The 24363-nt window shown below is 36.0% G+C and carries 25 protein-coding genes; 16 read left to right on the top strand and 9 right to left on the bottom strand.

Annotation, left to right across the window (positions count from 1 at the left end):
• Positions 1-45 precede the first annotated feature (45 nt).
• A complete protein-coding gene (locus ABD676_RS00355) occupies positions 46-489 on the bottom strand; it encodes a VOC family protein (RefSeq protein WP_344672694.1) in 444 nt (147 codons plus the stop codon).
• Between the two features lie 53 nt (positions 490-542).
• The gene (locus ABD676_RS00360; RefSeq protein WP_344672695.1) at positions 543-950 is read right to left on the bottom strand and encodes a VOC family protein; all 408 of its coding nucleotides are present in this window, start codon (positions 948-950) and stop codon (positions 543-545) included.
• A gap of 222 nt (positions 951-1172) precedes the next feature.
• Between ABD676_RS00360 and ABD676_RS00365 the strand changes: the two genes are divergently transcribed.
• The 4 genes from ABD676_RS00365 to arsC all read left to right on the top strand — a co-directional run bounded on the left by ABD676_RS00365 (position 1173) and on the right by arsC (position 3550).
• A complete protein-coding gene (locus ABD676_RS00365) occupies positions 1173-1805 on the top strand; it encodes a hypothetical protein (RefSeq protein WP_344672696.1) in 633 nt (210 codons plus the stop codon).
• Between the two features lie 345 nt (positions 1806-2150).
• Positions 2151-2534, top strand: coding sequence for a hypothetical protein (locus tag ABD676_RS00370; protein WP_344672697.1), 384 nt, complete (start codon positions 2151-2153; stop codon positions 2532-2534).
• 11 nt (positions 2535-2545) lie between these two features.
• Complete coding sequence (locus ABD676_RS00375) at positions 2546-3190, top strand: sigma-70 family RNA polymerase sigma factor (RefSeq protein ID WP_344672698.1); 645 nt, start codon at positions 2546-2548, stop codon at positions 3188-3190.
• 18 nt (positions 3191-3208) lie between these two features.
• Positions 3209-3550, top strand: coding sequence for an arsenate reductase (glutaredoxin) (gene arsC, locus ABD676_RS00380; RefSeq protein ID WP_344672699.1), 342 nt, complete (start codon positions 3209-3211; stop codon positions 3548-3550).
• Positions 3551-3598: 48 nt separating this feature from the next.
• Here arsC and ABD676_RS00385 read toward each other — a convergent pair whose 3' ends face one another.
• The 5 genes from ABD676_RS00385 to ABD676_RS00405 form a co-directional block, all read right to left on the bottom strand.
• Positions 3599-3991 (bottom strand): hypothetical protein, encoded by a 393-nt coding sequence (locus ABD676_RS00385; RefSeq protein WP_344672700.1) that lies wholly within the window; start codon positions 3989-3991, stop codon positions 3599-3601.
• A 9-nt stretch (positions 3992-4000) separates the two neighbouring features.
• Positions 4001-4621 carry a M17 family peptidase N-terminal domain-containing protein gene (locus ABD676_RS00390; protein ID WP_344672701.1) on the bottom strand — a complete coding sequence of 207 codons (621 nt, stop codon included), beginning with the start codon at positions 4619-4621 and terminating at the stop codon, positions 4001-4003.
• A gap of 591 nt (positions 4622-5212) precedes the next feature.
• The gene (locus tag ABD676_RS00395) at positions 5213-5587 is read right to left on the bottom strand and encodes a hypothetical protein (protein ID WP_344672702.1); all 375 of its coding nucleotides are present in this window, start codon (positions 5585-5587) and stop codon (positions 5213-5215) included.
• A 236-nt stretch (positions 5588-5823) separates the two neighbouring features.
• The gene (locus ABD676_RS00400; RefSeq protein WP_344672703.1) at positions 5824-6657 is read right to left on the bottom strand and encodes a hypothetical protein; all 834 of its coding nucleotides are present in this window, start codon (positions 6655-6657) and stop codon (positions 5824-5826) included.
• A gap of 771 nt (positions 6658-7428) precedes the next feature.
• Positions 7429-7770 (bottom strand): hypothetical protein, encoded by a 342-nt coding sequence (locus tag ABD676_RS00405; RefSeq protein WP_344672704.1) that lies wholly within the window; start codon positions 7768-7770, stop codon positions 7429-7431.
• Positions 7771-8293: 523 nt separating this feature from the next.
• Here ABD676_RS00405 and ABD676_RS00410 point away from each other — a divergent pair.
• The 3 genes from ABD676_RS00410 to arr all read left to right on the top strand — a co-directional run bounded on the left by ABD676_RS00410 (position 8294) and on the right by arr (position 9907).
• Positions 8294-8755, top strand: a complete 462-nt coding sequence (locus tag ABD676_RS00410) for a hypothetical protein (RefSeq protein ID WP_344672705.1) — start codon at positions 8294-8296, stop codon at positions 8753-8755.
• Positions 8756-8773: 18 nt separating this feature from the next.
• On the top strand, positions 8774-9334 hold the full coding sequence (locus ABD676_RS00415) for a cytochrome b/b6 domain-containing protein (protein WP_344672706.1): 561 nt from the start codon (positions 8774-8776) through the stop codon (positions 9332-9334).
• A 129-nt stretch (positions 9335-9463) separates the two neighbouring features.
• Entirely contained in the window at positions 9464-9907 is a 444-nt protein-coding gene (gene arr / locus ABD676_RS00420; RefSeq protein WP_344672707.1) for an NAD(+)--rifampin ADP-ribosyltransferase, read from the top strand.
• Positions 9908-9966: 59 nt separating this feature from the next.
• Here arr and ABD676_RS00425 read toward each other — a convergent pair whose 3' ends face one another.
• Positions 9967-10488 (bottom strand): hypothetical protein, encoded by a 522-nt coding sequence (locus ABD676_RS00425; protein WP_344672708.1) that lies wholly within the window; start codon positions 10486-10488, stop codon positions 9967-9969.
• Between the two features lie 313 nt (positions 10489-10801).
• On the opposite strand from ABD676_RS00425, the gene ABD676_RS00430 reads away from it, so the two are divergent.
• The 9 genes from ABD676_RS00430 to ABD676_RS00470 all read left to right on the top strand — a co-directional run bounded on the left by ABD676_RS00430 (position 10802) and on the right by ABD676_RS00470 (position 23093).
• Positions 10802-11368: an RNA polymerase sigma factor gene (locus ABD676_RS00430; RefSeq protein WP_344672709.1), complete on the top strand. Its 567-nt coding sequence runs from the start codon at positions 10802-10804 to the stop codon at positions 11366-11368.
• Positions 11369-11415: 47 nt separating this feature from the next.
• Complete coding sequence (locus ABD676_RS00435) at positions 11416-12576, top strand: FecR family protein (RefSeq protein ID WP_344672710.1); 1161 nt, start codon at positions 11416-11418, stop codon at positions 12574-12576.
• Between the two features lie 162 nt (positions 12577-12738).
• Positions 12739-16242, top strand: a complete 3504-nt coding sequence (locus tag ABD676_RS00440) for a TonB-dependent receptor (RefSeq protein ID WP_344672711.1) — start codon at positions 12739-12741, stop codon at positions 16240-16242.
• 12 nt (positions 16243-16254) lie between these two features.
• Positions 16255-18024, top strand: a complete 1770-nt coding sequence (locus ABD676_RS00445; RefSeq protein WP_344672712.1) for a RagB/SusD family nutrient uptake outer membrane protein — start codon at positions 16255-16257, stop codon at positions 18022-18024.
• Position 18025: 1 nt separating this feature from the next.
• Positions 18026-18955: a sugar phosphate isomerase/epimerase family protein gene (locus tag ABD676_RS00450; RefSeq protein ID WP_344672713.1), complete on the top strand. Its 930-nt coding sequence runs from the start codon at positions 18026-18028 to the stop codon at positions 18953-18955.
• Between the two features lie 4 nt (positions 18956-18959).
• Positions 18960-20654, top strand: a complete 1695-nt coding sequence (locus tag ABD676_RS00455; RefSeq protein ID WP_344672714.1) for a right-handed parallel beta-helix repeat-containing protein — start codon at positions 18960-18962, stop codon at positions 20652-20654.
• Positions 20655-20656: 2 nt separating this feature from the next.
• Positions 20657-21784, top strand: coding sequence for a YdcF family protein (locus tag ABD676_RS00460; RefSeq protein ID WP_344672715.1), 1128 nt, complete (start codon positions 20657-20659; stop codon positions 21782-21784).
• 24 nt (positions 21785-21808) lie between these two features.
• Entirely contained in the window at positions 21809-22687 is an 879-nt protein-coding gene (locus ABD676_RS00465; protein ID WP_344672716.1) for a phosphodiester glycosidase family protein, read from the top strand.
• A gap of 202 nt (positions 22688-22889) precedes the next feature.
• Positions 22890-23093 (top strand): YwbE family protein, encoded by a 204-nt coding sequence (locus ABD676_RS00470; protein WP_344672717.1) that lies wholly within the window; start codon positions 22890-22892, stop codon positions 23091-23093.
• Between the two features lie 358 nt (positions 23094-23451).
• On the opposite strand, the gene ABD676_RS00475 is transcribed toward ABD676_RS00470, so the two are convergent.
• On the bottom strand, positions 23452-24273 hold the full coding sequence (locus tag ABD676_RS00475; RefSeq protein ID WP_344672718.1) for an NAD(P)/FAD-dependent oxidoreductase: 822 nt from the start codon (positions 24271-24273) through the stop codon (positions 23452-23454).
• Positions 24274-24363: the final 90 nt, after the last annotated feature.

Consider the following 24363-nt stretch of genomic DNA (forward strand, 5'->3'; position numbering starts at 1 on the left):
CGACTAATTAGGGGCACCAGGCTCTTATAGGTTCCAAAAGAGCACTTATATTTTTTCGGCGAGGCCAATTAAGAGTCGCTCTGGCCCTCGAATATAACACAGACGATAAACATCCTCATATTGCACGATCTCTCCTTCCAATGTGGCACCATTACGAACTAATCGAGTCACTAATTCGTCCAAATGATCCACTCGAAACATAACCCGTAAATAACCTAATGAATTTACTGGAGCATTTCTATGATCTGATATTGGCTCTGGCCTAATAAATCTAGATAATTCCAATCGACTATGCCCATCAGGCGTCACCATCATCGCAACCTCTACTTGTTGGTCAAGTAGGCCAGTCACACGACCTGCCCACTCCCCTTCAACAATACCTTTACCCTCAAGAGTCAAACCTATTTCACGAAAGAATGAAATGGCATCATCTAAATTCTCAACAACAATCCCTACATTGTTCATTTCAATCAAACTACTTCGTTCCATATTTTTAGTTTTTAAGGAAAAGGGTAGATTAATAATACACGCTAACCTAATAATTAGTTTGTAGGCAATTTTGAAAAATCCATAAAGAAGAATTCCCAAGTATTTCCATCGGGATCCTCAATCGTTCTTTGTTGCATAAACCCATAATCTCTTGGTTCATTTGGCTCAAATCCTCCTGCTGCTAATCCTTTTTCCATAATGCCATTCATAGCATCAACAGAATCAACAGACATCGAGTAAATGCCTCCAATGCTTCTCTTCGAATCAGCCAACGGTTTATTAGTAAATGAAGAAAATTTCTCATGACCCAAAATCATCACAAAAATATGATCACTCCAAACCATACATTTTCCGGTATCATCTGAAAACTGTGGGTTAATTGTAAAGCCTAATGCTTCATAAAACGTAATTGACTTGTTCAGATCCTTGACCGGAAAATTAATGAATACTTGCTTTGACATCGTTCTAATTTTTAATTAATATGTGTTACGAATTTAAGAACTGAATTGTTCTTTAAACTTGTCTTATGGCAAGAAAAATTACAGCATAACCCATGATCAAGATCGTACTTATCAATTAAATAGCAAATAACAAACACTTAAATACTTGTTTTTGATTAAATTCTTTAACAAAATCCATATATTTAACCTAACTATCAATTAATATTCACTAACACGATTATTGTGGAACGTCAAGACTTAAAACAATACCTTTCCGAAGCTCATATATTATTGAGTAATTTTTCAGCAATACAAGAAAAAATAGACAATGAAAAATATAGAATCATGTTTTATAGTAGAAAGCGACTCTTTTTTTTCTTTGGAGTCTTAGCTGGTATAATTCTTTATAACCTGAATAGATTATTACTTACTGCTGAAGGACAAAAACCCATGAACATTTTATTTTTCCTAATCTTTGGTGTGATTGTAGTACGTTTTATTTTATGTCCAATTCTTGATGATCTAAAGCGAAAGAAAATGAAAAAAGAGGCATCTATTCGTTTCGCTCCATTAGTTGAAGAAATGTCTCAAATTGCTTATAGATTAGCAGAAGATGATATCCTTCCTGAAAAATACAGAACATTTCACGCAGTCTCTCACTTATTGTCCTATATGAATAATAAACGAACAGATAGTCTTAAGGAGGGTTTGAATTTATACGAAACAGAATTGAGTACAAACGTAAATCAGGCGCAAATGAAAGAAATAATTGGTCAAAATAACACAATGATCAAACAAAACTTTAAAAGGATTAGGCAACAGGCACAAATGATTCGAGCGATCAATGTAACCAATGTTTTAATATGGTTTAAATAAGCTGCTATTTTCAAATGACAATTAATACCCCAAGCCTATTGAATATTTTTTATAATCAGTTACTCATATACCCCCCGATTCACAAGGGGCAAATAAATCACCTTACATTCAATTTTTGTAGATCATAATCCCGAAATATTTGATCTTTGATATTTCAACTATACTCCTTTCTTCCTCCTATTTAGGACTAAGTACACATCCATTTACTAATTCTACAGATAATACCAAAACCCCTTTAATTCAATAACTAATATTAATTGACCACAATATATTTGTCACCATTTCTTGTAACCAATTGCCAGCTGAATCACCCTATATCTGTAAAAGCAATAAAAAAACAAGAAAATGGAAAATACAATCAAAAACCAGGAAATCAGCAAAGTAGTCAATGTATTAAAATACCTCTTTGTGATAGTTCCCATTGTGGCAGGTGCCGACAAATTCACTAACTTGCTTTGCAATTGGGAGCAATATTTAAATCCGACCATGGCTGACATTTTACCCTTTTCAGGTGCAGTCTTTATGAAAATAGTAGGTGTTATTGAAATTGTCGCAGGACTTATTGTATTGAAAAAACCAATTATTGGCGGATATATTGTATCGGCATGGTTAGCATTAATAGCCATCAGTCTATTAACAAGTTTGAATTACTTAGATGTTGCCGTCAGAGATTTAGTAATGGCGATATCTGCTCTTTCAATGGCTAAGCTTAGCAATATTCTGAAATAAGTAGAAATCAAATGATGGAACCACTCCCAGAAACCGAAATAATTAAGAGAGTCTTAGAAGGACAGAAACCGCTTTACGAACTTATTGTAAGGCGGTTTAATGCCCAACTGTATAAAATTGGACGTGCCTATAACTTTAACCATGAAGATACACAAGACCTCATGCAAGATACCTATGTCGATGCCTACAAGTGCTTAGCCCAATTCGAAACGCGTGCTAGTTTTAAGACCTGGCTTATGCGAATCATGCTCAATCACTGCTACCATAAAAAACAGAAGTTCAGCTTCAAAAATGAAACCGCTATGGACTCTATTCAAGAAAACCTTAACCCGATGTTCTCCACATCATCAAATGATGGGCAGAAAACAATTCAAAGTCATGAGTTAGGACAGATTATTGAATATTCTCTTTCAAAAATCCCAGAGTCCTATAGAATGGTCTTTGCCCTTAGAGAAATCAATGGCTTAAATCTCGCTGAAACCGCCAGCTTATTGGAAATCACAGAAAGCAATGTAAAGGTTCGTCTTAATAGAGCCAAAGCTATGCTAAGAAAAGAAATCGAAAAATCCTATTCTAACGAAGAGTTATTCGAATTTAACCTCCGTTATTGCGATCCATTTACAGAACGGACAATGCAAATAATTTACGATCTTTAATGCTGAATATCTGTAAAAATGAAAATCTACCATAATCCAAATTGCAGCAAAAGTAACTGTGCTCTTGATCTTATAAAACAGCAGGGTTTTGAAACGGAAATAATTAATTATGTCAATAATCCGCCTAGTAAAGCGGAATTGACTCATATTCTAAAATTACTTAACAAAAGCCCTAAAGAAATTATTCGCCAAAACGAGGTGCTTTTTAAACAGAACTTTGAAAACAAGGATTTCAATGATGAGGAATGGATAGATATTCTGGTAAAGAACCCTATCTTAATTGAGCGACCAATAGTCTTACACCATGGTAAAGCAGTAATTGCTCGACCAGCAGAAAAAATAATGGAACTAATCAAATAACTTCCAAAACATCAAATACCGCAGTCCATTAAAGTCTATAGAATACGTTTATTCTACATCCATGTTTTTAATGATGACCTTTCCGTTTTCTGAAACGACTACTTGATACCTGCGGTCTTCTTTTGCCGCATTCATTACGATTCCAGAAGCTCCAGCATTATTTAGAAAGAGATAGGCAGAATTGCCCTTTGGATGATCAAATCTAATATGTGTCCCTTTATCATCTACTTCTAAAATCGTTGAAGGTAATTCAGGATTGGGGTTTACCAGTTTAATAGCGGCTAAACCATCTTGATCCAATGTAATAGACATGCCAGGCTTTCCCTCCTTTTGATTAAATTGTATAGTAGCTATATCATCCTTAACTGCCAATACTATTTTCGAATTGCCTTTACTATCTGTAATGTGTAATTCTTCGGTTTTAATATTTTTCTCTGACATATAAATTTCTTATTTATTTGAATCTAAAATCTGTTGGAAATTCTCTTGAAAATTTAATCCCTTCTCTTCAAAATTCTGATAACCTGCATCAAAAACCCATTTTTTTAAAGAAGGTGCTTGAACCAAACCCAACTGAAATAATTCATGTTGTTTTCTGATAGTGCTGATCAATGCTGCAAGCATTTCCTTTGAAAAATAAGTTTTTGGTTTTATACCTGTATCCAAAATCCCAGGAGCAATAGCCACGCTTTCTACCTGTAACTGGTAGGCAGTATGAACCGCCTTTTCGATGGCTATCGCGCTTTCTTCCGATGTCCAGTCCAACGGAGATCCCATACCTATGATCAATAAATTCTGTGCAGGAATAGCCTCTTTTAGCGAATCAAGCAATAAAAGCTCAGATTTAAAACCATTAAACAAACCTTGCTTTCTTAAAGAAAATAAGCGCCCATCGAGCGCATCATTTAAATGTTTAAGACCACCAATTGGCTCATCCATACCCACTTCCTCTGAAAACATACAGGCACAGGATAAATCAACTTCTGCCATTCCAGCATCCCAAGTGTGCAACTCAATTTCTACTCCTTTATAATTGCCAATCTTTATTCGCTTTATTTCTTGTGTTGCCATCTCTTTTCTTCTCTTATTTCATCTTATATGAATAATAGTACTTTGATACACTTCCCTTTTTATCCTAGTACGTTTGTTGACTTTTAATTATTTCTTAGTTTTTCCACAGATTTATCTATCAACAAATAGAGTATTCCTTGAATAATTATAGAAAATAATAACAGTATAAATATAAAAGGCACCCCAAAAGAAACTGGAAATATCAACGTTAAAAGATAACTATACCCAGTAATTAAGATGATAAAAAGATTAATTACAGAATATACTAATGTTGATTTTAATAAAAACAACGGCTTATTATAAAGATAGTTATCCTTAATAAATTGAAGCAAGATCAACGATAATAACAGTACGGATGAATAAAGAAAGAATCCATTATAAATTCTACTTAAAAAGGAAATCAAATCTGGATATCTATTATTATAATTGTCTATATAATCATGATAATAGATGTTGTCCCAATAATCATATATATAGATAATTGGAAACAATATATATGTTACTGCTAAATTGGAAACGATTTTTTTTAATATCAATTTGCAAATTTTTCAGGACATTCTTTACTTATTAACCCAATAAACACATTTTTGCTTATTCTATTTTCAAAAAAAGTGTATCCTGCCTACCTTCTACAAATGCATAATTTACCTGTTCTCCAGCACTAGTTCGAACGACCTGAATAGAATCTAAAATAAGAGTATCCTTTTTTACCATTAAGAAATTAGATATCACATTTATAGGTTTTTTTAGTTGAAAATAACCTGATTGATCCGTGAACACTTTATTTTCAGGTCTATCTCCTTCATAAACCATGATATTGGAAATAGCTTGTTTTTGTTGATTAAAAATATACCCTTCGTAATAGTTTACCTCCCTATGTACGGTACAATTCCATAGGATAAAACAAAGTGGTAATGCCAAAAAAAGCATTATTCTCATTTTAAAATTTATCATTACATTCTGCATAATCAATCTTTTAAACCCTGAACAAAACCTATTTATTGCTATCATATGACCTAATAGCAGTCAGTATCAGTGAAAAATTTACTGAAAAATTGACTTCTATTTTTCGCGTAAATAAGACAAAAATAGTACCATGGAGATTTTTCCGTTTGATGATTCCAATTTTATACTATTCCCAAAGAAACTACATAAAAAAGTAGTCTGATTTTTGAATGTTATATGAAAAATCAATCTTAAGACTAACCTGCAGGTTTCGCTTCAGTCTTTGTTTCTACTTTCGGAGGTGGCACTGGTTTTCTATATCTGTTTTCTACAAATATTTGTTCCCCATCCGGATAAGTTATAATGATATCATTAAATCGTCCGCGAGTTCGAATATTTGTGCTTTTACCATTTCCATCTTGCACTGTAAAACTCTGTTGGCTTTGAAGAACCAAGGTCTTTAACAAACTATCACCATAATATAATTTCTTTATCCCGGAGCGGTTATAAATTATCGTCATTTTTCGCCCCTCATTATCGGTAATATTATAATTGCCATTCAATTTTCCTTTGACTGTTATTTGGTATCCATTATGACATTTAATCTCCTGCTTCCCACCTAAACTAAACTTAAAAGTCATGGTATATTCCTGGCCTTTATCGTTAGAAAAATAAGCTTTATTAAAACCATTGTTACTTTGTTTAACCCATATCCCTGAATTCGTTTCTAATGAGTAATTTTTAAGTACATCCGGAGCAACAGATAAAAAATTATTCTCATCATCGTAAATTTCAAATCCTCCAGATCGATTATTCTCCATAATAAAATAATCACTATTACTAAAAGAGGCAAAAGCATTTTGACCAAAAACATTCAACCATTGAACATTACTTCCGATTTCTACTCCAAAAATTTCATTATATATGACTTCATAAAGTTGATTCTCTGCAATCATCATCAGTAATTCCTCATTTTCATTTATGGTGGAATCAACTTTGGATTTGTTAATTACGGGGATAACAGTAGTTTCTGATTTCGAACTGAACGGCAACAGGAATAAACCTGATAATAGTAGGACTGCGATTTTCATATAGTTACGTGTAATTTATTAAATGTAAATTCAGATTTTAAGTGCGCATTAATTATTAATCCTATTATGTTTTTAGCAATGAAATTTTAAAAACATATAAACAGATTTTTGAATATAGACTTGCAAAACTCTTCGAGGATTAACCTCTAAAGAAATTTTTTACTCAAGGTATGAAATTTAAAGAAAACGACTATCACAATCTAAAAAGTAAAATTTAAAAAATATCACAGAAAAGCTAAAATATTAACTACACAAACACTTGAACTCAATAACTAGTTGTTTATAAATAAAGGTATTATGGTCAAATAAAACCTTGGCGAGCTCATATATCATATGAAATAAGTTGTAGAAAATTGCTGATTTTAATTGAAATCTAATGGGACATCATTTGTTCTTTTCTATTTATTTAACATGATATTCTTCGTGTGTTATTTGTGTTTCCTAGGGGTTTTCTAGGAGTTTGCTTTGAGACTCTTTCGGATCTCCTTCGGAACTCGTTCGGAACTCCTTCGGATCTCGTTCGGTTCCGACCGAACGAGATCCGAACAAGATCCATACAAGATACGAGACAATACCGTTAGAATCCCGAAGCAAACTCATACTAAATTGCCTGAAAACTTAAATGAAATTCAATTCATAATACTAAATAATTTCTTAAAAATCTAAGGACAAGAATACCGATCTGTTTCTAATCGGTATGGATAAAATAATAACTGAGGTATTATACTATTTGTTAAAAATAAATACTTGAATAAGTCCAAAAACTAAAAGTTAGAAACCAGTTACCCCTTGAGGACCTTTTACATATTTTCTTATGGCAGAATAATCACCTTCGTACTTCGCATTCAATACGACTTCATTTTCAATCGTGAAAGTTACTATACAGAAGTCGTTTTCTTGACCTGATTGATACTCATAATCATAGGATACTAATTTCTTACCATCCTTTAAAGTTTGAGAACGCATTGGAGGGCCATAAACCAAATAAACATCATCCTCAGGCTTATCCTTCCAAAGAAGCATATTGTTGTCGAAGCGATCATTATAAACTGCACATGAAGAAACCATCATAAGACAAGCCAATGAGAATAGATAAATCCTGATCTTTTTCATAATTATAGAGTTAACTTTTCCCATTAGAGCGTATAAACAACATAAAAGTTTAAAAAAATATTATATATTTTAAAATTAAATTTCCGATAACAAACAACATTATTCTTAATCGATAGTAATTAAAAGTGGAAATTAAATAAGAATTAAGTACGTATAGTATTTAAACTGTCTTTTTATTTTGCTATAAACTAGACTCATATAATCATTTTTACATCCTTATCAATAATGTAAAGAGCGATTTTTCATTAAATATTCATAATTAAGATAGCTGTAGCTATAAAAAGAATAATCTATAATTTGATGTTGGAAAAGGAGCTTTGGAAGTGTAATACTCATTCGTCATTTCAAGGTAATCCTATTATCTATTTTCGGTAAAAAAAATTCAGTAAACATAGCTATACCCTATTTCCAGGTATTTATTAGCCATTCTTTAAACAGGCTTTGGAAAGAAGATTTGAATCATATTTGATTACCTAGTTATTGATTAATTTAACCTGTATTAAATACAGTTAAATAATCAGCTATGAGAAAACTAATTATTATTGGCCTTTTGGCTACACTGGCATGGGGATGCCAACAAAAAACAGAAAAACAAGTTCCAACTACCGAACCTGAAAAACCAAAACATGAACACGTATCGATTGATGAGGCAAGCCAAGAATTGTCCTTGAACAATGGTGATAAATGGCTAGTCAATGAGGAAATGAGACCTTTTGTGCAGAAAGGATCTGATTTGCTTACTGACTTTGATAAAGAAAGTAATAAGGACCCAAAAGCGTTAGCTTCACTTTTGACAGAACAGAATGATCAAATCGTCAAGAGTTGTACCATGACGGGTAAAGGACACGAAGAATTACATAAATGGTTATTACCTCATATGGAATTAGTGAAGTCATTAGGCAATAGCACCGATTCTGTAGAGACAGCAAATCTTATCGGTCAACTACAACAATCCTATAGTTTATATAATCAATATTTCAAATAAATCTAATGATTAAATAAAATGAATCCTAATCGAAAATTTACAGCCATACACCGGCTTTTGCATTGGATAATGGCCATTGCCATGCCGGTCTTATTCATTACTGGATTTCTACGTATGTATTGGATGAGTAAGAATAGTATTATCACAGCAGTAGAACAAAACGCTCCTGGTTTAAACAAAGACCAACTTTCCAATATAGTGAAGCTCATAAGAGAGCCGATGTGGGAATGGCATGAATTGTTTGCCCATGTGATCATATTTTCCTTTATTGCACGTATCATTTACATGCTTGTCCAAGGAATTCGCTTTCCAAATCCTTTCCTTAAAAACCAGTCGTTAAAGGAACGACTTCAAGGATTGACTTATGTATATTTCTATTTCTTTTTGGCTATTTCAGCAGCAACAGGTATCTGCATTGAAAAAGGATTTTTTACTGATTCTAAGGAAAGCATCGAAACTGTCCATAAATGGGGCGTTTATTGGTTCCCAATCTTTATAGTATTGCACATTGGCGGAATATTCCTTGCAGAACGAGGCATGAAAAGAGGAATGAGCTCTAAAATGATTGGAGGTGATTAAATTGAGCAATGACAAACATTCTGAAGTAATAAGCTAGTTTGGATTAATAGGTTACTATTTTGTTAGATAATATGCAACAAATACATTCGTTGTTGGTTTATATTTACGCTTATTACCTAACTCAATAACATGGATAACCAGAACAAAGACCAAAATCAAGAGAATATATTACCAAGTCCTTTTGCCCAAACTTATTTCCATGGAACCAAGGCAGATTTACAAATCGGAGACTTCATAAAAATTGGATATACTTCTAATTTTATTGATAAAAAATTAAAACATGTGTATGTTTCTGCAACACTTCACGCAGCTATTTTAGCGGCAGAACTCGCTCAAGGAGAAGGTAAAGAACGTATCTACTTGGTAGAGCCTACAGGTGAGTTGGAAGATGATCCTAACGTTACGGATAAAAAATTCCCAGGTAATCCCACAAAGTCCTACCGATCAATTCATCCTTTTAAAGTAATTGCTGAAGTAAGTAATTGGAATGGTCATAGTGAAGAGTTTATCAATGAATTTAAAACCGGATTAGCAAAATTAACGGAACAAGGGATCAATGTCATCATTGATTAATAAAAACAGCGTATTTCGAAGATGGAAATACGCTGTTTATATAAATACTTATAAATTTCTTATTTTTTGAGATTAAACTCCTTATACATCTTCTCAAACCAGATTTTCTGTGTTTCAAATGTGCTTAGTAAACCAGCTTCGGAATGTTCTTCCAAAGATTTTAGAATCGGGGCATAATGTTTAAGTTCAATTTTCTTGGCTATATGTTCAATATCTTCTTCTTCCACCTCATTCTCCCACCAAAACGTCAGCTCTTCCAAAAGAACACCATCCCAAGTATAACAAGTTAAATCTTCTAAGCCTTGCTCAACATCGTATTTGATATACCCATCTCGACCCGCATCATAGGCAATGATTTGTGTATTATTAAGTGACAATAGTGGAATATACTTATCTACCTGATATTCTTGCTGAACTTCGGCAGGAAGTTCCAAAATGGAATATGGCTTACTCCAACTATATCCCAATTCTTCTGCTATTACCTCATCCGAAATATGTTCATCAAATATTTCTATAATAGTATCGGTTAAACCAAGTTTAATAATCAGATTTCGAATGTAATTTTCGTTTAGTTTTTCCATAGTATTTTCTCAGTGTATTGTGTGAAGCGTTTTGGGCTTCTTTCAAGATAGAGAAAAATTTTCAATTACAAGAGTAAAATGGTTTTGAAGTGACTTAGTGTAAATTGTATGAATAGTTGATATGCCACCAACAATTCTTTCCTGCTTTTTATTCCAACTATTTAATTTTTTGCCTTACTTTGTCTATTGATTGTTCCAACTAGGACAATAATTGGTAACCAAAATATAGATCCATTAATCATTTAATATATTGTTAATATTAGATTTTTAATTTTGGCTTCGACTTAACAGCAGTTGAATCACTAAATCTACCATGAAGATAGACATGCAAATATTCAAGAACTTGAAGAATGGCGACATTAACGCCTTTCAAATGGTATTTGATTGCTATGGACAGTCTATTTTCAACACTGCATTCAAAATTCTTAAAAGCAAAGAACAAGCTGAAGAAATAGTACAAGAGACCTTCTTAAAGACTTGGTTGAACAGAAGCGAAATTGATGAGACTAAGGATATCTGGCCATATATCTATGTAATTGCAAAAAGGTTATGTTTCAATCAGCTTCGATCGATGAAGTATGATATGATAGCTCAACAAGAACTTCTTCGGAACATGAATGAGAATGTTGAAGACTCTAAAATTCAACTTTTGGATATACAACATTTACTTGACGAATCAGTAAAAGCCTTACCAGGCAGACAACGCCAAGTATGGATCATGAGTAGAGAAGAAGGAAAAAGCCATAAAGAAATAGCTGAAGAACTTGGTATTTCTCCAAATACTGTAAAAAACTGTTTGGTTCAAACCTTAAAAACCTTACGTCACACCTTCAAACAGGCAGATTATTTATATTTATTACTTTTTTTCTTTCTGCAATAGTCCTATCCCCTCTCTTGTGTGTACTCTATATAGTTAAACCCTAAAAAGTGCACAAAGAACGTTTTAAATATCTTAACCAAAAATTCTTAAACAATAACATTTCGGAATCGGAGCTAACAGATTATTTCAATCTATTAGAGCAGCATGAAGACTTGTTTTATGAATCATTGGACCAACTCCCCAACATTGATCAAGATGCTGAATTCGATAATGAGCAAGTCTTTCTAAAAATCATACAGCATGAAGAGTTTCAAGACCATGCAAAAACCAAAAGACTTAAACCCTATAAGTGGATTGCGGTTGCTTGCTCCATAGCATTTGTATTAGGATTTATTTTTTATCCAAAAGACAAAGCCAAAGAAGAGCTTGTACATGAAACCCCAACTGTTCAACAAGAATCTACAAAATCCAGCATTAATAGTACTAATACTGCTATTCAACTAGCAGACGGCACCAGATTAGATATTAATGACATAGACAAACAAGAAGTAAGCTATCATGGTGTAGTTCTTTCTAAGATCAATAAGGATTTAATTCGTGTCCGAATGGATGAACAGCATATAGCAGATCCAATAGCATTTCATGAGTTCAATACCCCAAAGGGTACTAGCTACAGTTTGGAATTACCGGATGGTAGTACTGTTCAATTAAACTCAGGCTCAAGCTTAAAACTAAAATCTGACTTCAATAAAAAATCCCGTGAAGTTAATCTTAGTGGAGAGGCTTATTTCGATGTAGCACACAACAAAAACAAACCTTTCAAGGTACAAACAAAGGATTACCAAATTCAGGTTTTAGGAACACAATTCAACGTTAAATCCTATCCACAATTGACTCAAACCAAAACAAGCTTAGTAAAAGGTTCTGTGGAAGTCAATACTGCTGCCAAGGCATTGAAGTTAGTTCCAGGAGAACAAGCCAAAGCAGGTAAAAGCATTCAACTAAGCAAGGGTAAAGCTAATTTCCGTGAAGACTTAGCTTGGAGAGATGGTTATTTCCGATTTAATAATGCAAGTATAAAAGATATAATGAGTGATATCAGTACCTGGTATAATATCACCGACATCCGCTATGAATTAAATACCGATGAACGCTTTACAGGTTCTATCGTTAGAAGTAGAAGTTTAAAAGAAGTATTAACAGCTATGGAAAAAATTGCCAATCTAAAATTCGATATGAAAGAAGGGAGGGTTATCGTAAGAAATTAACCTATGTAAAATAACGGAAGCGCGGCCACGCTTCCGCTTAAATCGTATGGGATAAAGTCCTTATTAACATTGAATTATTTACCCAATACTAATCAAATGTATTATTTTTTTACTAGAAATCCCTACCCTAAGCTGGTGGGGTTAAGAAAACTACTGTTAATTATGAAACTGGTTTCGTTGTTGTTACTTGGAACCATGCTACATGTTAGTGCATCTACCTTTGGACAGAAAGTTTCTGTTCATGCCAAGCAAGCAACATTACAAGAAATATTGCAGGATATCCAAAATCAAACAAACTACGATTTTCTATATAGCAATACCCAGATTAAACACGTGGATAAGATTGATGTTTCCATGAAGAACAAAGACCTTCGGGAGGTTCTTCAAAAAGTGTTGACACCACAAGGTTTGGTATTCTTTGTAGAGAACAATATGGTGCTAATTAAGTCGCGTACGGAGTTAGCGACTAGTCCAGAATTGGTTCAACGTGTGATTGAAGGATATGTAAAGGATGCACAGAACCAACCTATCTCCGGTGTTTCTGTTTCCCTTCAAAACAGCAATCTGGCTACCGCAACAGATGAAAAAGGATATTTCAGATTACAAAGTCCTACTGCGCAAGCTACAATTTCTGTTAGTGCGATGGGTTATTCAACACAGGTAATCCCGGTTACTGGATCTGCACCATTACAAATCGTTTTAAAAGAAGCTGTTTCTGATTTGGATGAAGTAGTTGTTGTTGGATATGGTGTTCAAAAGAAAGCCAATTTAACGGGTGCTGTTTCTCAAGTCAATGCCGAAGATATCGCATTACGTCCGGATGCCAACATTGCAACCACCTTACAAGGCCTTATGCCTGGATTAAACATTCAAATGAATGATGGTGATCCATCGGCAACTCCAGACATCAATGTCCGTGGATTCAACTCCATCAATGGAGGAAGTCCTTTGGTATTAATCGATGGTATTGAAGGTAATATCACGCGTGTTAATCCGAATGACATTGAAAGTGTAACGGTGTTAAAAGATGCTTCCTCTGCTTCAATTTATGGTGCCCGTGGTGCTTTTGGGGTTATATTAATCACCACTAAAACCGGAAAAGCAGGAACAACTTCCATTGCCTATACCAACAACTTTGGTTGGACCACACCTACCGCTCGAACCGATTATATTTCTGACCCTTACATCTACGGAAAAACAGTCGATGCTGCATTGTATGGTTACAATGGAACTTCTTATACCAACTACAATGACATGGACTGGGAAACCATTAAAATGGTTGCTAATGGAGAAATCGAACCTTTCCATGAACTGCAAAACAATGGATCTTACAAGTTTTTCTACAAGTCAAATTGGTGGGATCACCTATTTAAAAAACAACAAGCTTCAAACTTTCATAACATCTCCATTTCTGGAGGTACTGATAAGTTAAAAGGATATTTATCGGGACGTGTCTTCAAAAGAGAAAGCATCAATAACATTAATGAAGATGCAGACATGGATCGTCAAAACTTAAAAGCAAACTTAGTTTTTACACCAAACTCTTGGTTAGAAATCTCCAATAATACGCAGTTCATCAACGAAAAAGATAAAGATTATGGTGGTTACACCAATGGTTTTGGAGGTCTTTGGAGTACGACGACTTGGTACAATCTAATGGCCTTCTACCCGATTATGGTAGATGGAATTCCTACGGATATCGGCACAGGTACTGGTGGTCAGGGTGGTAATGCTGGTCTTCATTCTGGTAAGACTTGGCGCTTATTCAATAACGAAGAATTCACCAATACCTTCCGTGCAGTAGCAAAACCAGTTAAAGGTTTACAAATCAACTTTGACTACAGCAATCGTATAGAAAACACAGCTCGTACCTTCCGTTTAAACCCATTTGAATACCTAGCTGGAAATAAATTAGATCACCGTATTGTAGGTTTAAACCGGCTAACAGAATACCGTTGGAAGGATAAATACAATGCAATCAATTTATTTGCTACTTATGAAAACAGATTTGCTGATAAACACAATCTAAAATTATTAGCTGGTTACAACCAAGAGCAATTTGATAGAGATCGTATTGCTACAACAGCAGATGATTTATTGATTGAAGATCTATCCAATCTTTCATTGGCTACTGTCATGAACAGTATCTCTGGATCAGCCACCAATTGGGCGATTCAAGGATTCTTTGGTCGATTAAACTACGACTATGAGAACAAATACCTATTGGAAATCAATGCGCGTTATGATGGATCTTCAAGATTCCCTGAAAATAGCCGTTGGGGTTTGTTCCCTTCTGTTTCCTTGGGATGGCAGGTTGATCGTGAAGCATTCTGGGAGCCTATCAAACCTTATGTATCTTCTTTAAAAATCAGAGGTTCATATGGAAAACTTGGTAACCAAACTGTGGATGTCAATACCTTCAAAGAACTGATGAGCGTTGGTAAGTCGGATTGGTTGAATGGTGGAAACCGTTTAGTATTTGCTACTATGCCGGGCCCACTTCCTAATGTCGTTACTTGGGAATCTACTAAGTCGACGAACATTGGTGCTGATATCGGATTCCTAGAAAATAAATTGTTATTCAATGTAGACTGGTTCCGTAAGAATGTAGAAGGTATGTACCTTCCAGGAGAACCACTTCCTGCTGTATTCGGTGCAAGTGAGCCTAGAGAAAATTATGCTGCTTTAATGAATAAAGGATTTGAAGTAGGTGTTTCCTATCAGAATAAATTCGATGTTGCAGGATCACCATTAAACTTCAATGTATCAGCTAACGTTTCTAACTTCATCGGTACAATCACACGCTATAATAACCCGAAAGGTTTATTAAGCTCCTACTATGAAGGAAAACGTTTAGGAGAGATTTGGGGATATCATATCGATGGACAATTCCAATCGGATGAAGAAGCATTAGCTTACCAAAACTCTTTCACCAACCCAGCAAATAGTCTATCACAAGTTTATAATGACGTCTTAAACGTGACGCAGAACAGTGAATGGAATCATTTACGTGGTGGAGATATTCGCTATGTTGATGTGAATGGCGATGGACGAATTGACAAGGGTGAAAACACCTTAGACAATCATGGTGACTTACAACGTATTGGTAATTCCATGCCACAATTCCCATTCGGCTTAAACTTAAATATGCGTTGGAAAAACATTGACATGTCCGTAGCATTAGCAGGTGTTGCACGTCAAGATTGGTATCCTACTGGTGATCTTTTCTGGGGTCCATACCAAAGACCATACTTATCCTTTATCCGTAAAGACTTAATTGATAATGCATGGAGACCAGATGAAACAGGAAATAAGTATCCACAGATTTACCGTGGTTACTCTTCTCTTCAATCTGGAAGATCACTATATGAGTTAAACGATTATTACCTACAAAACTTAGGTTATTTACGTGTGAAAAACTTCAGCGTTGGTTACACGCTTCCTCAACAATGGACACAGCGTGTGAAAGTTGATAAATTCCGTGTATTCTTTAGTGGAGAAAACATCCTGACTTGGAGCTTCGGCGGATTAACTAAATACCTTGACCCAGAGCAAGCCGGTGCTGCCGTAAATTACTCTGCCCCTGCTACTGCAGATGACAGAGGTGACTTAAGGACCTATCCTATGGGTAAAACCTTCTCTTTTGGTGTCATGTTAAATCTTTAATCTCAGCGAATCATGAAAAAATTAAAATATACCAGCATCATACTTGCCAGTTCTGCAGTATTCATGTTTGGTTCTTGTAGTAAAGACTTTTTAAATCAGCCTGCAGAAGATCAGGTGGAGGCTCCATATTTCTTTAACACCGAAAAAGATTTAGAAGTAGCTACCAATGATTTCTACAGCATGTTGGCAACCATGGAAGTTTACACCAATGACGCCAACTCCGATAATCTTATGCCCTTAAACCCGGCAAACCAAATCAAAGGAAATCGTATAGTTCCAGTAGCTTCTGGTAGCGGAGGTTGGTCTTGGGGGAATCTTCGTAAGATCAATTACTTCTTGGAAAACTACCACAAGGTTGGAAGCCAAGCTGCAAAAGATAAATACAGCGGTATTGCCCGCTTCTTCCGTGCTTATTTCTATTACGATAAGGTTAAAACCTTTGGTGATGTGCCTTGGTATGGTAAGGTGTTATCAGGAAAAGATCCTGACTTATACAAGCCTAGAGATTCAAGACAATTGGTCATGGACTCTGTACTAGCTGATTTGGATTATGCTATTAAAAATATCCCAGCTGAAAAACAATTGAACCTTGTCACAAAGTATACGGCTCTATTATTAAAAGCACGTATATCCTTATTTGAAGGTACTTTCCGTAAATACCATAAAATAGAGGGTTCTGAAAAGTTTCTTACCGAAGCTGCCAATGCGGCTCAAGAACTGATGCAAGCCAACGCATATACCCTGTATACTGAAGGTGGACCGCAGGCGGCATATAGAAACTTGTTTGGACGTGATAAACAAGATAATATTGAAACCATACTTGCAGCAGACTATGAGTTAGGTTTAAAGGTGCATAACCTAGGATACTTGTTCACTTCAGCTACTTCAGGTTCTTATGGACTCATGAAGGATGCTATTGACAGCTACCTGATGAATGATGGGTCTCGCTTTACAGATAAGGCAAACTATAAAACAACCTCTTATTTCCAGGAGATGCAAAATCGCGATCCAAGGCTTATTCAAACTACTGCAGGTCCTGATTTTAGAGTAAACGGTGAGTCTAAAAACGAACCTGTCACTTTAAATATCACCACCACTGGATATCGCTTAATCAAAGCCTTGCCTAATCGCTCCCAATGGGCTACCAGTGCTTCCGTATTTGATCTTATTTTATTCCGCTATGCAGAAGCCTTATTGGTTTTCGCTGAAGCAAAAGCAGAATTAGGAACACTTACCCAAGCAGATCTGGATCTGTCCATCAATAAACTAAGAGCAAGAGCAGGTATGCCTAATCTAAACCTAGCGCAAGCGAATGCTAACCCTGACCCCTACTTGGCAGATATGTATCCAAATGTGTCCAATACGGCAAACAAAGGTGTTATCCTTGAAATCCGTAGAGAACGTCGTATTGAACTATTCAATGAAGGTCAACGTTGGGACGATTTAATGCGTTGGAAGGAAGGTAAAAAAGTAACCAAACCTATGGTTGGTGTATACTTCTCAGGCGTTGGTGGCCATGACTTTACGGGGGATGGCAATGTAGATGTATTCTTGCATACTGGAAGTACAACTGGTGCACCTTCTACTGTAACTTCAATGATTAATATCAATCAGCGTACTTTAAGGAACCCGATTACAGGTCAACAGAAAGCAACTTCAGGAAATCTTGACCCATTCCCTCAAGGTGGTGTATTTGACGAAGAAAGAGATTACTTCTTCCCTATTCCATCAGAGGATCTGAAGCTTAATGAAAACCTGAAACAAAACCCAGGATGGAAATAAGATGAAAAATCTATTGATTACGCTTTTCCTGCTTCTAGGAAGTTTTTCAGGAAATCAAATTCAAGCGAAGGACAAGAAATTCCCTATTGGTTATGCTTTAGACATCAAAAAAATAACCGATGAAAAAATCAAGTATATCAAAGGATTGGGAATTGATTACATCGAACTTGCCGGAATAGGCGCTATGTTGGAAAAGAACTTACAAGAAACTACGGTAGATGCCAAATGGAATGTTCGCATGCAAGAAATTGCAGATATTCTTAAGCGTCACAAAGTCAAAGTATGGTCTGTACACATGCCATTCAGCAAACACCTTGATATTTCCAGATTGGATGAAGAAGGTCGACTTCGAGTTTTGGAAGCACAGAATAATGTATTGAAGGTATTAAAACCTGTCAAACCACAGATTATTCTGTTCCACCCTTCTTTTTACCTGGAAAATAATGTCCGTGATCAACGCGCTATGCAATTGAAGAAATCGGTTGAGTCATTAAACAAATCGGTGAAGGGCTTACGTGCAACTATGGTTGTAGAAAACATGTTGGGTCCAGAACTGACAGTTGGTGATCGTGAAAGGCCTTTGATGCGTACCGTTGAAGAAGCCTTGATGCTCTTTAAAACATTCCCTAAAGATGTAGGAATAGCTGTAGACTTCTGCCATATTGCTCATCCAGAAAATCTGCTTGCAGCTTTTGGTTCAAGAGTTAAAACCTTGCATGTTTCCAATGGAAATGGAAAGGCGGAAGATCACCTTCTTCCTTGCGACCCTCGTGGTTCAAATGATTGGAACGCTATTTTCGCAACCCTAGAACGCATAAAATACAAGGGTGTATATATGCATGAATGCAAGTTTAACGATGAGAAGGAAATCGTAGATTGTTATAATACGCTTTGGAATAATTACCAAACTAGTAAAAAAACTAAGCATTAATCGAATGAAATACCTATTTGCAAACATATTTATCCTCCTACTTATAGTCAATATGAGTAGCTGTAAAAAGGATAATAAATCCTTTGAGGAAAAACTCCTATCCACTACCGAATTAATTGAGGTAGGTAGCAAAACTGGGACATACCAATTTGGTGTCTTGTCCAATCAGAACATGCTATTAGAAACAGATGTGGATTGGATTACCTTAGACACCACCGAATTAGCGAAAGGCAAACGCCAAGTAAGTTTTCAAGTTGCCGATAATAAAGAGGATGAGCGTTCTGGGATAATCACTGTTAAAGTCAATGAAAACTTAAGTACACAAGTATTGGTGAGCCAAGAATCGGGCAAAGTACCTGTATTCTATGTGAGTCCTGAGGGCAATGGTGATGGCTCTTCTTGGTCCTCTCCTACAGCGTTCCATACGGCTATGGAAAAAGCTACTAGCGGAAGTACCATACATTTAATGGAAGGTGTTTATAAACCCGTTAAAACCATTCGTAATGGTGATGCATCCGTGGAATCCGATAAAACCTTTGAAGTATCTAAAAACATTTCCATCATTGGTGGATATGCTAAAGATGCCATGATTGGAGCAAAACCAAATGCCAGTTTATATAAAACGGTATTGGATGGGAACTTAGCTTCTGGTAAGCAGGCATTCCATACAGTGACCATTACGGCAATTAAAGAAGCAGAGAGTAGAGTTTACCTAGAAGGTCTACAGATTACTGGTGGTAATGCGACAGACCGTAGTACAAACATTAGCATCAATGGCTTGAACTTTAGCCGTGGTCAAGGTGGCGGCGTGGCTGTTGGTGGATCTGAAGTTCACATGAAAAATGTAGAGATCATCAATAATAAAGCTACAGCTGATAAGGGTACAGTTGGTTTTGCAGCAGGGCTTTATGGTTTTGGTTCGGCCAATGTAACTATGGAAAATTGTAAGGTCAATGACAACGAAAACACCGGTAACAATGGTGGTGGTGTCTGGATGCATACATCCAATCTAACAGCCTACAATTCTCAATTCAACAGAAACTATGCGAAAGGTACTGCAGGTGGTGTTCATGGTTACCCGAATGCCAATATCACGCTTTACAATTCCGAAGTAAGCTACAATAGCAACACCTCTTATGGAGCTGGCTTATATTTAAGAGAGAACTCCAAAGCCATTATTGTCAACTGTTTAATGGTGGAAAACACCAGTACATCTAAGAACGGTGGTGGTGCAGTCATGCTTTATGATGCAAGTTCAGTAGACATCATCAGTTCTACCATTACCGGAAATAAAGTGGCTGGTCCAGGTGCGGGTGTTTATCGTCGTTCTAAAGTCAATAACTTAACGGTCATTAACTCCATAATTTCAGGTAATATTCAAGACAATGCATCAACCGACGTAGATGCTTATTCGGATAATGCAGGTATTCCAGCAGTTCTAAAAAGCTCAGTTATTGCCTCACAAGTTTACGGTGAAGCAGGTACATTGGTTTCAGGTGCTTCTTTCAATCCAGGAACGATGTTGAGTGCACAATATATACCTATTGGAAGCAGCAACCCAGCATTAACATACGGATTAACAGGCTCCTCCTTGTCTAATGTGGGACAGACCTACAAACCAGCATTGGATGATCGAATCAAATCCGATAAAAACGCGAATGAAAGAACGCAAACCGTGATGGGTGCATTAATTAAATAAGCATGAAAAAACACATTTTAGTTTTATTCTTCGCATGCCTTTCCTTGTCCTCTTGGGGACAAGGAAAAAAGGTCATGCTGGTTCTTGGATCAGATAATAAGGAAATCTTGTTGGATCGTGTAAATATTGCCCTTCGCTTATATAAGTCACAGCCATTTGATGATATTATTGTTTCCGGCGGGTGTGCTGCCCATGGATCTGTAATTTGTGAAGCCAGCCTGATGTTTGAAACCTTGAACAAAGGTGGTGTGCCAGCGGCTAAAATCCATAAAGAAGAGAATGCTAAAACAACCGTTCAAAATTATGTTTTCAGTAGAGAGCTTAAAGATGAACTGGGAAAAAGGATCATTCAACCCGGAGATACGGTATATGTGGTTTCCAACCATTGGCATGCTATTTCGGTTGCAGCCCGATTACAAAAATACGATCAGGTCTATGCGAAGTTTCATATTGAAGGTCAAGTTGAACCTAAGGCAACCGATAAATTGGACTATGTCAATATTTTCAACGGAGAAACAGATTCCGAAAAATTTATTAGCAAAGGCAAATGGTTAACCCCTAATGCTGTATGGTTTATGCCTGATAGTATCCGTTATTTCATGGATAATAAGTTGTACAGCAGTGATAAGGTGCACAATACATACAATTCCTCAGCCGTAGGACAATTCTTTCCTTTCATTCCAGAACTCGCCAACCAAGAAGCCCTGCGCTTCATTGATGCTGGTGACCATGGTTATTTTCTAGTTGGATCGCAATTGTTTCAGATTGATAAGGAAAAGAAAAAAATAAGCAAGAAAATTGACTTAAGTGCTTTCATTCCTAATCTACCTGAACAATGGAAAATCCATGCTAAAACAGGCTTTATCAAAGATGATCAGCTATTTCTATTTAAAGATGATGGCTTGTTGATTGCAAAGAAAAAAGGAAAAACGTATTCCATTATCCAGGAAACCACGGCCAATCAATATTTCAAGAACTGGCCATTTAGCTGGGGCAAAGGAAATGTATCTGCCGCAGCTATTGATCCTAACACTAAGCAAATCATCTTGTATAGAAATCAAGAACAGTTGCTCTTAAATCAAGAATTGACCGAGGTAAGTGAAGTAAAACCACTAAAACTAAAATGGTAAAATAAAACCCTAAAAAACAAGACAATGAAAAAGTCAACTTTATTATATTATTTCCTCTTTATATTTCTCTTCATTTCCTGTTCAAAGGAAGATGAAGGAAGGCAATTGCCTTATGACTATTCCCAGGAACAAGCGGTCGGCTTAGATGAGCTCCTGGCGAAAACCGAATGGAAAACAAAGCAAATTAAGGATGGAATCGTGTGGAAATATTTTCATTTCCCTCAGCTTTTCGAATCCAAGCAATACATCAATATTTTTGAGATCGACTTAACAAAATCACCTTCAATTGATATTCCGTATGTGAAATCTGGGTTCCTAAAAACCAGTGCTGCTGCTGTTCAAGCAAATGCTATGGTGGCCATCAATGGTTCGTATTTTAATACCAGCAAAGGTGGATCTACAGTATTCTTTAAATACGCAGGGAACATTATGAATCAAACAGTCAATGGTTTCGATTTACATCGCGAAAATGCAGCACTTATAGTTGATGCTGCTGGAAAACCTAAGATCATTCAGAAGCCAAGTTCAGGTTGGTCATCTGTAGCAGAACCTTTTGCATTAGCAGGTGGTCCCTTGATGATTGTCAATGGCGAGGAACAAAAACAACTAAACGTAGACTTCAACACCGCGAGACACCCAAGAACGGCTGTCGGCATCACTGCTGATCAAAAAATGATCTTATTAGTTGTAGATGGTCGTTCATCTCAATCGCAAGGATTGAATATTATGCAATTATCTTCCCTAATGAAAGCTTTAGGATGTACTTCAGCCGCTAATTTTGATGGCGGAGGTTCTAGTACCGCTTGGGCTAAAGATGAAGGGATTGTCAACTTCCCTTCCGATAATGGAAAGTTTGACCACGAAGGCGAAAGAGCTGTAGCAACGGTAATCACCATTAAATAAACCAACAAAAAAAGGCAGTGAATCTTGATGATCACTGCCTTTTATCTTAAAAAGGAGGCTTCATGGTATTCTATGTTTATCCACTTAGCTCATCAATTATCAATTATTACTATGTCTAATAATCTATTAACTGTTTGAATTTACAACTAATACGAATTCAGAAACTTTTATAGTAATTTTGAAGAAATAAAGAGCATAAAAAATGAGTGATCCAAACAGCAGAGTGAACATTAAACCAGGGATTTTGGTGAATATCATCCTTAAAAAAGACCAAAGATCTGGAAACTTAACCGAAGGAATTGTGAAAGATATACTGACCTCTGCCCCATACCACAGCCGAGGTATTAAAGTACGCCTTACGGATGGTCAAATTGGCCGTGTAGCAGAAATTATTGACGAAGATTAATGGGTAAGACAATAATACCATGCCCCCAATAGCTCGCCGCCTTTAAGGGCCAAAAAGACAAGTATAATGGCAAATATAGCTATAAAGTAATACTTGTTTTCCTTACTAATCTTAATATTCATATTGCTTTATTTTGGGTTAATAATTTATTCTAAATTATTAAAAAAAAATTAAATAGCCAATCTAGTTGCACGTTTTATAACGGGTTTAAAGAAGAATAAAAGCAATGCAATGGAGGAAATACAAAATATATAAGATTGCGATAAAGCATATTGATCTTGTATGTATAGTAAATTGGCTATAGCATAGCTTAACATGAGGAAAATGAAATATCATGCCCCGAAATACCTAAGCTATTTTATACTTGTATAAATTCTTGTATCGCCAAATCTGCATTGACTGCTGCCCCTGCCATACCTCCGCTAGCTACTGCCTGTGCCAATGAACGAACGTGATTTGTATTGTCACCACAAGCAAATACACCTTCTACGCTTGTCGCTTGCATGGCATTGACGCTTATTAGCCCTTTTTCATTCATCGAACAACCTAATTGCTCTGCCAAGGTAGATTGTTGCTTAAAGGGTATTCCAGCATACATCGCATTGGCAAGAATCTGATTCCCATTTTCCAGAATTACACCTTTCATCATTCCATCTTCATGAATGATGGCCTTTAATGTACCCGGGTATATGCGTATGTCCTTTTGCTCAAAGCTTGCTAACTCATTTGGTTCATAGGAATCATAATCTCTGCTCAATAGGACCAGATTTTTGGTTAAATTGTGTACCAAAGCAGCTATGTGAAGTGCATGATCCTTTCCAACCATGATAATAGTCGGTTGATCACGAAATTCATAGCCATGACAATAAGGACAATGAATAACCGACTTACCCCAACACTCCTCAAAGCCAGGAACAGCAGGGAATTCATCTATTAATCCTGTTGCTAGAATAATGCGCTTGGCCGTATAATTCCCTGAATTTGCTAATTGAATTTCAAATCCACCCTTAATCGTTTTTGCTTTAAGCACCTCATCTGATAAGCTTTGAACACTTGGGTAAGCAAGCACTTGTTTCCTTGCTTTCTTCGCTACATCCCCCGGTAATTCACCATCAAACCCAATAAAGTTATGCGAATGAGGTGTATAACGATTACAAGGCTTTCCGGCATCAACAATCAATACCTTCCTAATGCCATAGCCGCAGACAAACCCGCAAAGCTACCGCCGATAATTATGACATCAAATTCTTTATTCTTCTCCATTTTCCTT

It is taken from the genome of Sphingobacterium kyonggiense (assembly GCF_039536825.1).
Taxonomy (GTDB): Bacteria; Bacteroidota; Bacteroidia; order Sphingobacteriales; family Sphingobacteriaceae; genus Sphingobacterium; species Sphingobacterium kyonggiense.